Origin of the sequence: Ruegeria discodermiae, from assembly GCF_030758345.1 — a bacterium.
Lineage (GTDB): Bacteria > Pseudomonadota > Alphaproteobacteria > Rhodobacterales > Rhodobacteraceae > Ruegeria_C.
Genome location: NZ_JAVAMO010000011.1, coordinates 65,905 through 81,266 on the forward strand (window position 1 = coordinate 65,905; position 15,362 = coordinate 81,266).

Below are 15,362 nucleotides of genomic sequence, written 5' to 3' on the forward strand. Positions count from 1 at the left end.
GCACGGAAATCTTGCCGTTCCGTTACAGGAACAGCATAAGAGCACCAATGCCTCAGAGCAACAAATCACAAGATCGGAGCTTTTTTGTGACCTATGACGACCTAATTCCTGTCATTCGGCGGCTGGCCCTGGAAGCCGGGGACAAGATCATGGAGATTTACAACTCCGACGATTTCGACGTGAAGGTCAAATCCGATGACAGCCCGGTCACCGAAGCGGACGAGGCCGCCGATGCGCTGATCTCGGCCGGGCTGCGCGCCGCCTTTCCCGATATCCTGCTTGTCACCGAGGAACAGGCGGCCTCGCATTCTGCCAAGGGCGACACCTTCCTGATCGTCGATCCATTGGACGGCACCAAGGAGTTCATCCACCGGCGCGGCGATTTCACCGTCAACATTGCCCTAGTCGAAAACGGCACGCCCACGCGGGGCGTCGTTTACGCGCCCGCCAAAGGACGCATGTTCTATACGCAGGCCGATGGCCAATCGGTCGAAGAAAGCGGCGCTCTGGACAAGGATCAGGCGGGGGCAACCACGCCGATAACAGTCTCTAACGCGGATAATTCGGCGCTGATGGTCGTCGCCTCGAAATCGCATCGCGATCAGGCCACCGACGACTACATCAACAAATACAGCGTCAAGGACAGCAAGAGCGCGGGTTCGTCGCTCAAGTTCTGTCTGGTCGCCACTGGCGAGGCGGATATCTATCCCCGCGTGGGCCGAACCATGGAATGGGACACCGCTGCGGGGCACGCAGTGCTGGCAGGCGCGGGCGGCAAGGTGGTGCGCTTTGATACGCATGAACCTCTGATCTATGGCAAGGACGGCTATGCCAACCCGTTCTTCATCGCCTACGCGCCCGGTGTGGAGTTGAAAGAGGCCTGATGTCCGTCCTGATCGTCATCCCCGCGCGCTATCCCTCGGCCCGTTACCCCGGCAAACCGCTGGTGCCTCTCAAGGGCGCGACCGGCAAATCGCAGACTCTGATCGAACGGTCCTGGCGTGCTGCCTGTGCAGTCTCGGGCATCGATCGTGTGGTGGTGGCAACGGATGACGACCGGATTCGCGACGCAGCAGAGGGGTTCGGGGCCGAGGTTGTGATGACCTCGGACACCTGCCGCAATGGCACCGAACGCTGCGCCGAAGCGCATGAAGCGCTGGGCGGGAGTTATGAAATTATCGTGAACCTGCAGGGCGACGCGCCGCTGACCCCGCACTGGTTTGTCGAGGATCTGGTGGCCGCCCTGCGTCAAAGCCCAGGTGCCGGTGTCGCGACCCCTGTACTGCGCTGCGAAGGTGCGGCGCTGAACAGCTTTCTGCATGACCGCAAAAACGACCGGGTCGGCGGCACGACTGCGGTGTTCTCAGCCGATCACACCGCGATGTATTTCTCGAAAGAAGTGGTGCCCTTCACCAGCCAGACCTACGGCGATGACGCGCCCACGCCGGTCTTTCACCATGTTGGCGTTTACGCCTACCGGCCCGAGGCGCTGTCCTCTTACCCGAGCTGGCCCATCGGCCCTCTGGAAGAGCTGGAAGGTCTGGAACAGTTGCGCTTCATGGAGCAGAGCCACCGGGTGCAATGTGTCGAAGTGCAAGCCAAAGGCCGCCAGTTCTGGGAGTTGAACAACCCCGAAGACGTGCCCCGGCTGGAAGCGATGATGAAGGATATGGGGCTCGAATAATCGTGCCCATAATAGACACTGTATAAGGCAAATCGGCGCATGACGAATATTCTGGTAACGGGTGGCGCGGGCTATATCGGCTCGCATGCCTGCAAGGCGCTCGCGGCAGCGGGATTCACCCCTGTCACATTCGACAATCTGGTGACCGGCTGGCAGGACGCGGTGAAATTCGGCCCGTTCGAGCAGGGCGACCTGCTGGACCGCGCCCGGCTGGATGAGGTCTTTGCCAAATACCAGCCCGCCGCGGTGATGCATTTCGCAGCCCTCAGCCAAGTCGGCGAGGCCATGTCGCAGCCTGGCCGCTACTGGTCGAACAACGTGACCGGCTCGCTGAACCTGATCGAGGCGGCGGTGGCCGCAGGATGTCTGGATTTTGTCTTCTCCTCGACCTGTGCCACCTATGGCGAGCATGACAATGTGGTGCTGGACGAAGACACGCCGCAACTACCATTGAACGCCTATGGCGCCTCGAAACGTGCGATCGAGGATATTCTGGTCGATTTCGAGGCTGCGCATGGGCTGCGCCATGTGATCTTCCGCTATTTCAACGTGGCGGGCGCCGATCCCGAGGGCGAGGTGGGTGAATTCCACCGCCCCGAGACCCATCTGGTGCCACTCATGCTGGACGCGATCGACGGCAAACGGGACGCGCTGACCGTGTTCGGTACCGATTACGACACGCCCGACGGCACCTGCATCCGCGACTATGTGCATGTCTGCGACCTGGTGGATGCGCATGTTCTGGGTCTGAACTGGCTGCGCGAAGGCAAGGGCAGCAAGGTGTTCAATCTGGGCACCGGGTCGGGGTTTTCCGTGCGCGAAGTGATCGATCATTCGAAATCGGTCACCAATCGCGAGGTCCCCTATGAGATCGGGCCGCGCCGCGCCGGAGATTGCACAAAGCTGGTCTCGGGCTCGGTCCGCGCCCTGCAGGAGTTGGGTTGGAAACCGGAGCGCTCGAAACTGGATCAGATGATCGCCGACGCCTGGCGCTGGCACCAGAACGGGCACTACGAGAAATAGGGTGGCGCGCGTCGTCACCTCCGACCCGCGGAGAGCGATAGGCTGGACAGACGCTTATCGCTTGCGGTGGAAACGGCGGCGATTGCTCTGGCGGTCTCTGCGCAGCCGCCATCACCTGCGCGCGCTGGCGGACCGGACCAAGAAGATCAAACCGGATGATATCCTGCTGGTTGCCACCATGCGCAACGAGATCACCCGGCTGCCGCATTTCCTGGATTACTACCGCACCCTTGGCATCAATCACTTTCTGATCGTCGATAATGACAGCGACGACGGCACAACCGGGTTGCTGCGCGATCAGCCGGACGTCTCGCTTTGGCATACTGATGCCCCATATCGCGATGCGCGGTTTGGTCTGGACTGGGTGACATGGTTGCAGATGCGCTATGCCCATGGGCATTGGGTGCTGATGGCGGACGCGGATGAATTGCTGGTATTCGCCCATTGCGACCAACGTGACCTGCGCGATCTGACCGGCTGGCTCGATGCGCAAAACCGGCGGGTGTTTGGCGCGCTGATGCTGGACCTCTACCCGCAAGGGCCGATCGGCGCGCAAGATTACAATCCCGGAGCTAACCCGCTGGAGGTGGTGAACGGTTTCGATCCCGACCCGTATCGCGGCCAGTGGCAGCAACCGCTGGGCAATCTCTGGGTGCAGGGCGGAGCGCGTGAACGGGTGTTCTTCGCCGACCGCCCGGAACGCTCGCCCACGCTCAACAAAATCCCGCTGATCCGCTGGTCACGGCGATATGCCTATGTGAATTCCTGCCATTCGATCCTGCCGCGCGATCTGAACTTCGCCTATGACGGACCGGGCGGCACCGCCCCTTCGGGCGTGTTGCTCCACACCAAATTCCTGCCCGAGATCCTGCCCAAATCCGCGATCGAGCAGCGGCGCGGACAGCATTTCACCCATCCCGAAGAATTTGGCACCTATTACGACCGGATCGCCAGCGCGCCGACCCTCTGGGGCTCGCAAACGCAGCGCTATGAGGGCTGGCAGCAGTTGCAGCGTCTGGGCCTGCTCAGCGGCGGCGGTTGGGAGGGTCTGTAGCACGGGGCCGATCAAAGACCTATCGACCTTGCCCCGCTATCTAGGTAAGGCGACTCGGCGGCCACAAGACGCTGCGGGCGCAGAAACGAAACGGAGGCAGGCCATGTTCACCAAAGCGCGCAAAATGCTCTACCGCGCACGCGGCTACTACAACGGCGCCCTGAATGGCGAACCCTTCCGGCTGGACCCCTATCATTCGAAATTCTGGCGCAAGACAACCGCGGGCCAGTGGGAGCCCGAGACCTTTGCCGTGCTGGACCAGAACCTGTCGCCCGACCGCGATTATGTCGATATCGGTGCCTGGACAGGGCCGACCGTTCTCTATGCCTCACGCCGCGCGCGTCATGTCTGGTGTTTCGAGCCTGATCCGGTGGCCTATCGCCATCTGATCTGGAATCTTGAGTTGAACAATATCCGCAACGTCTCGGCCTTTGGCGTGGCGCTCTGGAAGGATACCGGCATCGTTCGCATGGCCAGCCTGGGTGGCGAGGCAGGAGACTCGATGACCTCGGTGCTGGGTGATCCGGAACAGGGCACCGATGTGATCAGCCTGTCCTGGGATCAGTTCACCCAATCCGTTGACCTGAGCGGGGTGTCGCTCGTCAAGATGGATGTCGAAGGGGCGGAGTTTTCACTGCTGCCGACGCTGCTGCCCTGGCTGCGCGCCCAGCGCCCGGCGCTCTATCTGTCGACCCATGCGCCGTTCCTGGACGAACAGAACCGCCCCGAGGCGATGCGTGCGCTTGGCGAAAGCCTGGAGTTCTACAGTCATTGCCAGAGCGAAGAGGTTACAGGCCCCATCGCGCAGGCCTTTCAGACCCCCCGCGCGCTGGGGCAATTTCCCAGTTTCCTGCTCAAAGGGTGACGGCGGTGCCAGATTTCCCCTCGATAGGGTCTTGAGCATCACGTATGCACCGGAGCGTGGCACAAAAGCCCAAATGATAACGCATTTTAAACCCATTAATATTCAATACGAATAAATGGGCTATATGTTGCACCAACTGTCCTTGCCGGATTTTTCCGGAGGGGCCTGTCCGGTCGCACCACTCAAGGGTTGGACATTTCGTGGGTCTATGGGATTCGTATCGTATGAGGTTGCGGCGCAGGCGCCGTCTTTTGCGATGCCTGCGCAAGAGCCGCGAACTGTCAAATGTTCAGGACAATACCAGCGCGATCAAACCCGGCGACGTCCTGCTGGTCAGCACCATCCGCAACGAAAAGATCAGGCTGCCCTATTTCCTGAAATATTACAGAGAGATGGGCATCAATCATTTCCTGCTGGTCGATAATGACAGCAGCGATGGCACGCTGGACTACCTGTCCGGGCAAAGCGACATCTCGATCTGGCACACGCGCCACAGCTATCGCCGGGCGACCCATGGTGTTGACTGGATGAACTACCTCAAGCGGACCTATGCGCATGACCATTGGACGCTGGTTGTCGACCCGGACGAGTTTTTTATCTACCCGTTTTGCGACACCCGCCCGATCCAGGCGCTGACCGACTGGCTGGATGGCTCTTCGATCCGCAGCTTTGGGGCGATGCTGGTCGATGTCTATCCCAAGGGCAAGCTGAGCGACGTAGCCTATCAGCCCGGTCAGGACCCGCTGGAAATCGCGCAGTGGTTTGACACCGGCAACTATTCGATCACCAAGAACCTGACCTATGGCAACCTTTGGATTCAGGGCGGGCCGCGCAGCCGCGTGTTCTTTGCCGAAACGCCCAAGAAAGCTCCGGCGCTCAACAAGATACCGCTGGTCAAATGGCAGCGCAAATATGCCTATGTCAGCTCCACCCACGCGCTGTTGCCGCGCGGGCTGAACCAGGTCTACGAAGAATGGGGCGGCGAAAAGGCCAGCGGCGCACTGCTCCACACCAAATTTCTGGACACGTTTTCCGCCAAGGCCGCAGAGGAATTGCAGCGCAACCAGCATTATGCCAAATCGGCAGAGTACCGCGCCTATGAAAAGGCGGAACAGGATCAACCCGACATGTGGTGTAAATGGTCAGAGCGCTACATCAACTGGCGCCAGTTGGAGATCCTCGGTCTGATGTCCAAGGGGAACTGGGCATGAGCAGCGTTGGCATCGTCATGCTGGTACATACCGCGCTGGATCGCGCTGAACAGGTGGCGCGTCATTGGCGCGCGGCGGGCTGTCCGGTTATCATCCATGTCGATCGAAAGATCCCCCGCCCGATCTATGACGCTTTCCGCTCGACCTGCGCAAATGATCCCGACATCCTGTTCTGCAAGCGCCACAAATGCGAATGGGGTGGCTGGGGGATCGTGGCCGCCTCGCAATCTGCATCAGAGCAGATGCTTGAGAGCTTTGCGGATGTGCGGCACGTCTTTCTGGCCTCCGGTGCCTGCCTGCCGCTGCGCCCTGTGCAGGAGCTGATCGACTATCTGGATGAGCGGCCGCGCACCGACTTCATCGAAAGCGCCACCACCGCCGATGTGCCCTGGACAGTCGGCGGGCTGGACAGCGAAAGGTTCACGCTGCGCTTTCCGTTCTCGTGGCGAAAAAACCGCTTCCTGTTCGACAAATATGTCGAGTTGCAACGCGCGCTGGGCCTGAAGCGGAAGATCCCCGACGGGCTGACGCCGCATATGGGCAGCCAATGGTGGTGCCTGACCCGTCAAACCCTGTCGGCGCTCCTGCAAGACCCCAAGCGCACCGCCTATGACCGGTATTTCCGGCAGGTCTGGATCCCTGACGAGAGTTATTATCAGACCCTGGCGCGGCAGTATTCCAGTCGTATCGAAAGCCGCTCGTTGACACTGTCGAAGTTCGATTTCAGGGGCAAGCCGCATATCTTTTATGACGATCACCTGCAGCTTTTGCGGCGCTCCGACTGCTTTGTGGCCCGCAAGATCTGGCCTCGCGCCAACCGGCTTTATCAGGCGTTCCTGACCGACCAGTCCGAGGCGATGAAACGGACCGAGCCCAACCCCGGCAAGATCGACCGGATCTTTGCCAAGGCGGTGGAACGACGCACGCGCGGGCGCGACGGGCTCTACATGCAAAGCCGCTTTCCGCGCCATGGCAACGAAAACGGGCTGACATCAAACCCTTATTCGGTCTTCCAGGGCTTTGCCGAGCTGTTCGAGGACTTTGAACCCTGGTTGAAAAAGGCAACCGGGATGCGCGTGCACGGTCATCTATTTGCGCCCGACCGGGTCCATTTTGCCGGTGGTGACACGATGATCAACGGCGCGCTCTGCGACAATGCCGTGTTGCGCGACTATAATCCGACCGCCTTTCTGACCAGCCTGATCTGGAACACCCGCGGCGAACGGCAATGTTTCCAGTTCGGGCCCGGCGACAATCAGAAGATCAACGATCTGGTCGCTCGCGATACCAACGCGCAGGTCTCGGTGATCACCGGTGCCTGGGCGGTGCCGCTGTTCCGGTCAAACAGCAACTTCGCTGATCTGCGCGCCGAAGCCGCGCGGCTGCAAAAGATCGAAAGCGAGCATCTGAGCATCCTGCGCTCCCCACTGACCAAGGCGCGGGTGCGCATCTGGTCCATGGCCGAGTTTGTGGAATCGCCGATGGAGCCGGTTCAGATGATCATCGACGAGATCACCACAGGCCCGGCACCCCAGCTCACCGAAGCGCCGACGATGGTTGATCTTAGTGGCTTTGGGCAGTTCCTGCAAAACCTCAAGAACCAGGGCATGCATCCCTACCTGATGGGCGATTTTCCGGTCGAACCGGATTTGGTGAATCAGTCGCGGCCACTGCGCAAGCCCTATCTGGTGCGTTGACGCGACATGCCCACTGCCTTCGACTATTTCATCGTTTTTGCCGAGATGCGCACCGGCTCGAATTTTCTTGAGGCCAACCTGAACGCGCTGCCGGGCATCACCAGCTATGGCGAGGCGTTCAATCCGCATTTCATCGGCGGGCCGAAATACTCTGACATCCTGAACATCTCGCAAGAGGCGCGCGACCGCGATCCGCTATCCCTGATTGCGGCGATCCGTGATGTCCCCGGCACGCTGGGCGGGTTTCGCTATTTCCACGATCACGATCCACGAATTCTGGAACATGCACTGTCCGATCCGCGCTGCGCCAAAATCATCCTGACCCGCAACCCGCTGGACAGCTATGTCTCGTGGAAAATCGCGCGCGCCACCAAGCAATGGCAACTCACCAACATAAAGCGCCGAAAAGAAGCCAAGGCCAAATTCGACGGGCAGGAATTTGTGGATCACGTCGAAACGATTCAAGCCTTTCAGGTAACCTTGCTGAACGCGCTGCAAAAGACGGGGCAGACGGCGTTTTATCTGGACTACGAAGACCTGCAGGATGTCGAGGTTCTGAACGGGCTCGCCGCCTGGCTTGGCATCAAGGGGCGCCTGAAAGAGCTGGATCAGAACCTGATGCGGCAAAATCCCGACCCGGTCGAGGCCAAGGTTTCGAACCCGAAAGGCATGGTCAAAGCCCTGACTAAGCTGGACCGGTTCAACCTGACACGCACACCGAATTTCGAACCGCGTCGGGGTCCGACCGTGCCGAGCTATGTTCTGGCGGCCGAGACGCCTTTGATGTTCATGCCTGTGGCGGGCGGACCCGACGATGTGGTCAAACACTGGATGGCCGCGCTGGATGATGTGCCTGAGGTCACTCTGACCTCTGGCGCCAACCAGAAGGCCATCCGCGGCTGGATGCGAGACCGGCCAGAACACCGCCGTTTCACGGTGGTCTGCCATCCGTTGGCGCGGGCGCACACGGTCTTTTGCCGTAAAATCCTTGCCACCGAACAAGGCAGCTATCTGCGGATTCGGCGCATACTCAGGGATCACTACAGGCTGCCGCTGCCGCAAGAAGCGCCGGATGACCGCTACACCAAAGACGATCACCGCGCAGCGTTCGAGGCGTTTTTGGCATTTCTGCGTCTGAACTTGGCAGGGCAGACCTCAATCCGGGTGGATGGAAGCTGGGGCAGTCAGACCGAAACGCTGGCAGGTTTCGCCGGTTTTGCACTGCCGGACTTGGTGCTGCGCGAGGATGAGATCCAAGCACAGCTGCCCGCACTCGCAAGTCAGCTTGGCCATCCCAACCCGCCTGCACCACTGACCAGGATAGCGGACGCGCCTTATGCGCTGGCCGATATCTATGATGCTGATCTGGAAAAAACCTGCGCCAATACCTATCAGCGAGATTACATTCAGTTCGGGTTCACCAACTGGCGCGCGCCTTAGGGGCGCAGGGCGATCGGGGTCCAGTCGGTCACCATCGCATATATCTCTTCCATCTCTTCGTTCTTCACCGCGATGCAGCCTGCGGTCCAATCCGGGTTTCTGGCCTTGCGCCGGTTCCGGTTCGGCTCGCCATGAATGAAGATGTCGCCGCCCGGCTCTTTCCCCATCGCTTTGGCTTCGGCGATGTCCTTGGAGTTGGGATAGGAAATGCCCAACGACAGGTGAAAGCTGCTGTTGGGGTTGCGGCGGTCGATCCAATAGGTGCCTTCGGGCGTCTTGCCGTCGCCCTTGATCCGCTTGTCGCCAGCGGGCGCAAAGCCCAGATCGATATCGTATTCCTTAAGTACCTGCTCGTTATGCAGCAGATACATCCGCCGCGCGCCTTTGTTGACTACAACCGAGGTCACCTCGGGCCCGTTATAGGTACGAAACCGCTTTGCTGAACTGCTGCCACAAGCCGAAACGCTCAGCGTCGCGACCGCGCCCAGTGAAAATGTCCGCCGATCCATTGCCGTCTGCCTCGTTTTTCTCTTTTTTACCCGCATAAAACGAAATCACGAAATATCAAAATCACTTTTTTGTCGGTGATTGCTCTACGAGGCGGGCCTCGATGGCTTCCAACCGCATCAGGACCTCGTCGCGATAGGCATCTGTTTTGACTTCATCTTCGGCATGATGGGCGTCCTGCATCGAGTTCACGATCAGGCCGACCAGCAGGTTCACCACTGCAAAGGTGGTCACCATGATGAAGGGCACAAAGAAGACCCAAGCGTAGGGATAGGCCGCCATCACCGGACGCACGATGCCCATCGACCAGCTTTCCAGCGTCATGATCTGGAACAGCGTATAGGCCGACAGGCCCAGATCACCGAACCAGTCAGGGAAGCTGTGACCAAACAGCTTGGTCGCAATCACCGCGCCGATGTAGAAAATGATCGCCATCAGGACAAAGACGCTGCCCATGCCCGGCAGCGCTTTGACAAAACCCTCAACCACGCGGCGCAGACTGGGCGCGACCGAGATCACGCGCAGCACCCGCAGGATTCTGAGCGCCCGCAGCACCGACAGCCCTTCGGTGGCAGGCGCTAAAGCGATGCTCACCACGAGGAAATCAAAGACGTTCCAACCACTGAGGAAAAACCGATGGCCCCGCGCGATCAGCTTCATCAGAATTTCGATGACGAAGATCGCCAGGCACACCGAGTCGAGACCGGCGATCAGCGACCCGAACCTGTCCATCAATGCGGGCGACGTCTCCATCCCCAGCAGCACCGCGTTGACGATGATGACACCGGTGATGAACTGCCCGAACCGGGCATGTTCCACAAACGCGCCCAACCGATCTCTGAACCCCATATCTGTCTGCTCCTGCTCAGTCAGGCGCCCATATGGGCGATCGAGAATGACGCCGCAAGCTCCACATGGGACGACCAGCGGAATTGATCGACCACCTGCACCCAGTTCAGCCCGTATCCCGCGTCGATCAATGTCTTCGCATCGCGCGCGAAACTGACCGGATTGCAGGACACATAGGCCAGCACCGGTACACGGGCGGCGGCAATCTCGGCGACCTGCGCCTCGGCTCCAGCGCGCGGCGGGTCAAGCACGACCGCGTCAAACTTGGCCAGTTCATCCGGCATCAGGGGGCGGCGGAACAGGTCGCGCGCCTCGGTGGTGAGTTTCTTGAGACCGCTTGCCTTGCGCCATCCGGTATCCAGCGCGCGGGTCATCTCGCGCTCGCCTTCGACCGCGTTCACCTCGGCCTTGCGCGCCAGCGGCAGGCTGAACGTGCCACAGCCAGCGAACAGATCGGCGATCCGCTTCGCGTCCCCAATGGCTTCAGAAACAGCCTCTAACAGGGCCAATTCGCCGTCTTTGGTTGCCTGAAGGAATGCACCGGGCGGCGGTAGAACGGTTGCGGTGCCGAAGCGTTGGGTGGGCGGGTCGCGCATGGCGATCACCTCGTCCTCCCAGGTGAGCCGGGCCAGACCGTGATGTTCGGTGGCTTGCGCCAGCGCCAGTACCAGCGGACCGTCCAGCGGTTTGCCGCCCTTCACCGCCACATCCAGACCGGCATCGGACAGGGTCAGCGTCACCGCAAGCGCGCCTTTGCGGCTGCCGCCCAGCAGGGCCAGCGCCTCGGCCACCGGGATTGCGCGCAGCAGGGCCGGGTCCAGCAACTGGCACTCGGCAATCTCGGTGATCACCCCCGAGGCGCGGCCGTGAAACCCGGCCAGCGCACCCTTTTTGGTACGCCGCACCGCCAGCGTTGCCCGGCGGCGCGAGGCAGCAGGCGAGGTATGAATCGGCCGCAAATCCGTTTCGATGCCCTGAGCGGAAAGCGCTGCGCGCACCACCTCCTGTTTCCAGGTGGCAACAAACCCATCGCTGGCATGCTGCAACTGGCATCCCCCGCAGGCGCGGTAGTGGCGACAGGGCGGCTTGACCCGGTCTTGCGAGGGCTCTTCGATCCGAATGTCGGTCAGGTTGCGCCCGTCCAGCACGCCGCTGACCCGTTCGCCCGGCAAGGTACGCGGCGCATAGATTGGGCCTTCGGCGATCCCATCACCCTGGTGCCCCAATCGCTCGATATGGTAAATCTGGCTCATGACCCGCCTGATACAGGGGCGGCGGGCGACAAAAAACCCTTATTCCGCCGCCTCGGTCCGGATGAACCCGCCTGACTGCCGGTGCCAGAACTGCGCATAAAGCCCGCCTTTCGCCAGCAAGGCGTCATGCGCGCCGTTTTCGACGATCCGCCCCTGATCCATCACGATGATCCGGTCCATTTCGCCGAGCGTGGACAGGCGATGCGCAATGGCCAACACGGTCTTGCCCTGCATCACCCGGCTGAGAGCGGTCTGGATCGAGGCTTCGACCTCGGAATCCAGCGCCGAGGTCGCCTCGTCCAGCACCAGGATCGGCGCGTCTTTCAGGATCGCGCGGGCCAGCGCGATCCGTTGCCGCTGCCCGCCGGACAGTTTCACGCCCCGCTCGCCCAGATGCGCGTCGTAGCCGGTGCGCCCCTGCCCGTCCTGCAGGCCCAGGATGAATTCGTGCGCCTCGGCCTTTTCGGCGGCGTCGATCAACTCGGCCTCACTCGCGTCAGGACGACCATAGAGGATATTGTCACGCGCTGACCGGTTGAACATGGCGGTTTCCTGCGTGACCATGCCGATCTGCCTGCGCAAACTGTCCTGCGTGGCCTTCGCGATATCCTGCCCATCGATGCGAATTGCGCCTTTTTCGCCTGTATAGAGCCGGAGCAGCAGCGAAACCAAGGTCGATTTCCCGGCCCCCGAGGCGCCGACAATGCCCAGTTTCTCACCCGGTTTGATAGTCAGGTCGATGCCCTGAACCCCGCCAATGTCACGCCCATAGGCAAAGCCCACATCGTCAAAGACGATCTCACCCGCCGTGACCTGCAAATCATCCGCCCCGCGCGCATCTTCGATCCGGTTGGCGACGGCGAGCGTTTTCATGCCGTTCTCGACCTCGCCGACATTGGCGTACATCCCCATCAGCGTGAAACTGACCCAGCCGGACATCTGCGCGATCCGGATCGAGATTGTCCCGGCGGCGGCAATGTCGCCTGTCGTGGCACTGCCTGATTGCCACAACAGCAGCGTGACGCCCAGCAACATGACCGGCAGGATCCCTGCAAGGCACATCAGGATGAACCGGAAACTGGCAGAGAGCTTGCCGAATTCCAGCGACCGCTCGCGCATCTCATCCAGCGCCTCAAGCGCGGCGCCTTCCTCGTGATCGGCATGGGCGAACAGTTTGACCGTCTTGATATTGGTGATCGCATCGACGATCTGGCCCGACACCATGGCCCGCGCCCCCGCCCGAGCGGCCGAGCGTTTGCGGATGCGCGGCAGATACCAGCGGATCAGAAAGAAATATGCCCCCAGCCAGCCAATGAACGGCAGCAACACCAGCGGATGGATCGAGCCAAGCAGCGCCAGCGTCCCAACCAACGAGGCCATCGCGAAGACCATCGCACTGATCGTTTCGGACACAACTGACGACATGGCGTTTGAGGTCTGCATCTGTTTCTGCGCGATTCGCCCGGCGAAATCATCGTCGAAGAACGTCACCGACTGGCCCAGCGTCCAGCGGTTCAACCGCGCCAATACCAGCGGCGGGATGTTGGGCATGACGATATAATTGTTCGACAAAGCAGTGAGGCCGAAGAACACCGGACGGATCAGCAGGAAAAACACCACGGCGCCCAGGATCATGCCGAGGTTAGCGACGGTAAAGAACGCCTCCTGACCGCCCATCGTTGCCGCGTCGATCACGCGCCCCAATATCCAGGCCGTGCCCGCCTCCATGATGCCAGCCGTGGCCGAAAATGCGGCGGCGACGAAGAGCATCGGCCAAGCGCCAGCAAGGCACCAGCGCATGAACGCCCCCAGCCGTTGCGGCGGGGGCGTGTCGATCTTGCGGAACGGATCGATCAGGTCCGCCAGCCTCATTCAGCGGCCTCCGGGTTCATGAACCCGCCCGATTGCCGCGCCCAGAACTGAGCGTAAAGCCCGCCCTGCGCCAGCAATTCGGCATGAGGCCCCTGCTCGACAATATGGCCCCGATCCATGACCAAGATGCGATCCATCCGGGCAATCGTGCTGAGCCTGTGGGCAATGGCGATCACGGTTTTTCCTTCCATCATGCCGTATAGCGTATCCTGAATGGCCGCTTCGACCTCGGAATCTAGCGCAGAGGTCGCCTCATCCAACAGCAGAATCGGCGCGTTTTTCAGGATCACCCGTGCGAGCGTCACCCGCTGTCGCTGACCACCGCTCAGTTTCACACCGCGCTCACCGACCTTGGCGTCATAGCCATGCCGCCTCTCGGGGTCGGCCAGATCAAGAATGAACTCATGCGCCTCGGCCCGTTTTGCAGCCGCGATCATCTCATCCTCGCTCGCATCGGGGCGACCATAGAGGATATTGTCGCGTACCGAGCGGTGCAGCAGTGAACTGTCCTGCTGAACCATACCGATATTGCGCCGCAAGCTGTCCTGCGTCACACCGGCTATCGACTGACCATCGATCCGGATTTCGCCGGATTCGGCGTCATAGAACCGCAACAGCAGCTTGACTAGGGTCGATTTACCGGCACCGGACCGACCAATCAAGCCGATCTTTTCGCCCGGCTCGATGGTCATGCTGATGCGATCCAGACCACCCGCGCCGCGCCCGTAATGGTGCGACAGCTCGCGGATTTCGATCCGGCCATCGCTCAAGCACAGGGGTTCGGCCTTGGGCGCGTCCACCAGATCGATAGGTTGGGCGATGGTCTCCATCCCTTCGGCCACGACACCAAGTTCGCGGAAGAAGCTGGTCAGCGCCCACATGATCCAGCCCGTCATGGCGCTCAACCGCAGGGTCAGCGCCGCCGCCGCCGCGACAACCCCAACTGTCGACACCCCGTGATACCAAAGCCAGATGCCCCAACCGACAACTCCGACGATCAGCAGACCGTTCAGCAAGGTCAGCACAACATCCATCGTGGTGAAAATCCGCATCTCGACCTGAAAGGTCCGGCGGGTTTCCTCGATCGCCTCGCGGGCATAGTCGAGTTCCAGGTTGTGATGCGCGAACATCTTGACCGAGTGGATATTGGTATAGCTGTCGACGACCCGACCCGTTACCGCCGACCGCGCATCCGAGGCCGCCTGCGAGGCCGGGCCAACCCGCTTGACCGTCCAGCGCACCAGACAGGCATAGAGCGCGAACCAGATCAGCAACGGCAACAGCAACCGCGGGTCCGCCGCCATCAGCAGGATCGCGGCGCCGATCAGATAGGCAACCGAATAGGAAATCGCGTCAAAGACCTGAAACACCACCTCACCGGCGGCGGGCGGGGTCTGCATGATCCGGTTGGCGATCCGCCCAGCAAAGTCGTTTTCGAACCAGCCCACCGACTGACGCAGCACATGTTTATGCGCCCGCCAGCGGATCAGCGTACCAAAGTTGGGCAGGATCGCGTTGTTCAGGAGCAGTACATCGACGAACTGGATGATCGGCCGCAGGAACAGGATGAACAACGCCACCAGGATCAGCTCGGTACCATGTGTGGCCCAGACCTGCTGCGGATCACCGGTCAGCAGGTCGACAACGCGACCCATATAGTAGATCAGCCCGACCTCGATCGCGGCAACAACAATCGAGACCAGGGAGACCCAGACAAAGACCCGCTTGAACGGCTGCGAATAAGCCAGCATGAACGGCCAGAGCTTGCGCGGCGGCCGGTCGTTTTCTGGATAGGCAACAAAAGGGTCGACGAGATTTTCGAAGTAACGAAACATAGGGGGTGCTCCGGAATGAGCAAACAAAAGACATACGAAAGTGGCGGTGCCAGGACACCACCCGATACGGGT

General features: G+C 60.8%; 13 protein-coding genes. 8 read left to right on the forward strand and 5 right to left on the reverse strand.

The features are described from left to right. Positions 1-86 precede the first annotated feature (86 nt). From cysQ to Q5Y75_RS19600, 8 genes are all read left to right on the forward strand, one after another. Positions 87-884, forward strand: a complete 798-nt coding sequence (gene cysQ / locus Q5Y75_RS19565) for a 3'(2'),5'-bisphosphate nucleotidase CysQ (RefSeq protein ID WP_306200740.1) — start codon at positions 87-89, stop codon at positions 882-884. Further along, positions 884-1,684 carry a 3-deoxy-manno-octulosonate cytidylyltransferase gene (locus tag Q5Y75_RS19570; RefSeq protein WP_306200742.1) on the forward strand — a complete coding sequence of 267 codons (801 nt, stop codon included), beginning with the start codon at positions 884-886 and terminating at the stop codon, positions 1,682-1,684. Before cysQ ends, Q5Y75_RS19570 begins: the two co-directional genes overlap by 1 nt. A gap of 39 nt (positions 1,685-1,723) precedes the next feature. Continuing rightward, the gene (galE, locus tag Q5Y75_RS19575; protein ID WP_306200744.1) at positions 1,724-2,707 is read left to right on the forward strand and encodes a UDP-glucose 4-epimerase GalE; all 984 of its coding nucleotides are present in this window, start codon (positions 1,724-1,726) and stop codon (positions 2,705-2,707) included. 1 nt (position 2,708) lies between these two features. Then, positions 2,709-3,761 carry a glycosyltransferase family 2 protein gene (locus Q5Y75_RS19580; RefSeq protein ID WP_306200746.1) on the forward strand — a complete coding sequence of 351 codons (1,053 nt, stop codon included), beginning with the start codon at positions 2,709-2,711 and terminating at the stop codon, positions 3,759-3,761. Between the two features lie 103 nt (positions 3,762-3,864). Then, entirely contained in the window at positions 3,865-4,626 is a 762-nt protein-coding gene (locus tag Q5Y75_RS19585; protein ID WP_306200748.1) for an FkbM family methyltransferase, read from the forward strand. A 224-nt stretch (positions 4,627-4,850) separates the two neighbouring features. Then, on the forward strand, positions 4,851-5,837 hold the full coding sequence (locus Q5Y75_RS19590) for a glycosyltransferase family 2 protein (protein WP_306200750.1): 987 nt from the start codon (positions 4,851-4,853) through the stop codon (positions 5,835-5,837). Continuing rightward, positions 5,834-7,534, forward strand: coding sequence for a DUF5927 domain-containing protein (locus Q5Y75_RS19595; protein ID WP_306200752.1), 1,701 nt, complete (start codon positions 5,834-5,836; stop codon positions 7,532-7,534). Before Q5Y75_RS19590 ends, Q5Y75_RS19595 begins: the two co-directional genes overlap by 4 nt. Before the next feature lie 6 nt (positions 7,535-7,540). Next, the gene (locus Q5Y75_RS19600; RefSeq protein WP_306200754.1) at positions 7,541-8,974 is read left to right on the forward strand and encodes a sulfotransferase domain-containing protein; all 1,434 of its coding nucleotides are present in this window, start codon (positions 7,541-7,543) and stop codon (positions 8,972-8,974) included. Here the strand turns inward: Q5Y75_RS19600 and Q5Y75_RS19605 are convergent. The 5 genes from Q5Y75_RS19605 to Q5Y75_RS19625 form a co-directional block, all read right to left on the reverse strand. Further along, positions 8,971-9,483, reverse strand: a complete 513-nt coding sequence (locus tag Q5Y75_RS19605) for a L,D-transpeptidase family protein (protein WP_306200756.1) — start codon at positions 9,481-9,483, stop codon at positions 8,971-8,973. The two genes, Q5Y75_RS19600 and Q5Y75_RS19605, sit on opposite strands and share 4 nt — an antisense overlap. Positions 9,484-9,544: 61 nt before the next feature. After that, on the reverse strand, positions 9,545-10,330 hold the full coding sequence (locus Q5Y75_RS19610) for an ion transporter (protein ID WP_306200758.1): 786 nt from the start codon (positions 10,328-10,330) through the stop codon (positions 9,545-9,547). A gap of 20 nt (positions 10,331-10,350) precedes the next feature. Then, entirely contained in the window at positions 10,351-11,583 is a 1,233-nt protein-coding gene (locus tag Q5Y75_RS19615; protein ID WP_306200760.1) for a class I SAM-dependent RNA methyltransferase, read from the reverse strand. A 39-nt stretch (positions 11,584-11,622) separates the two neighbouring features. Then, positions 11,623-13,455: an ABC transporter ATP-binding protein gene (locus Q5Y75_RS19620; protein WP_306200762.1), complete on the reverse strand. Its 1,833-nt coding sequence runs from the start codon at positions 13,453-13,455 to the stop codon at positions 11,623-11,625. Beyond that, a complete protein-coding gene (locus Q5Y75_RS19625) occupies positions 13,452-15,290 on the reverse strand; it encodes an ABC transporter ATP-binding protein (protein ID WP_306200764.1) in 1,839 nt (612 codons plus the stop codon). The genes Q5Y75_RS19620 and Q5Y75_RS19625 overlap by 4 nt, the downstream gene beginning before the upstream one ends. Between the last annotated feature and the right edge of the window lie 72 nt (positions 15,291-15,362).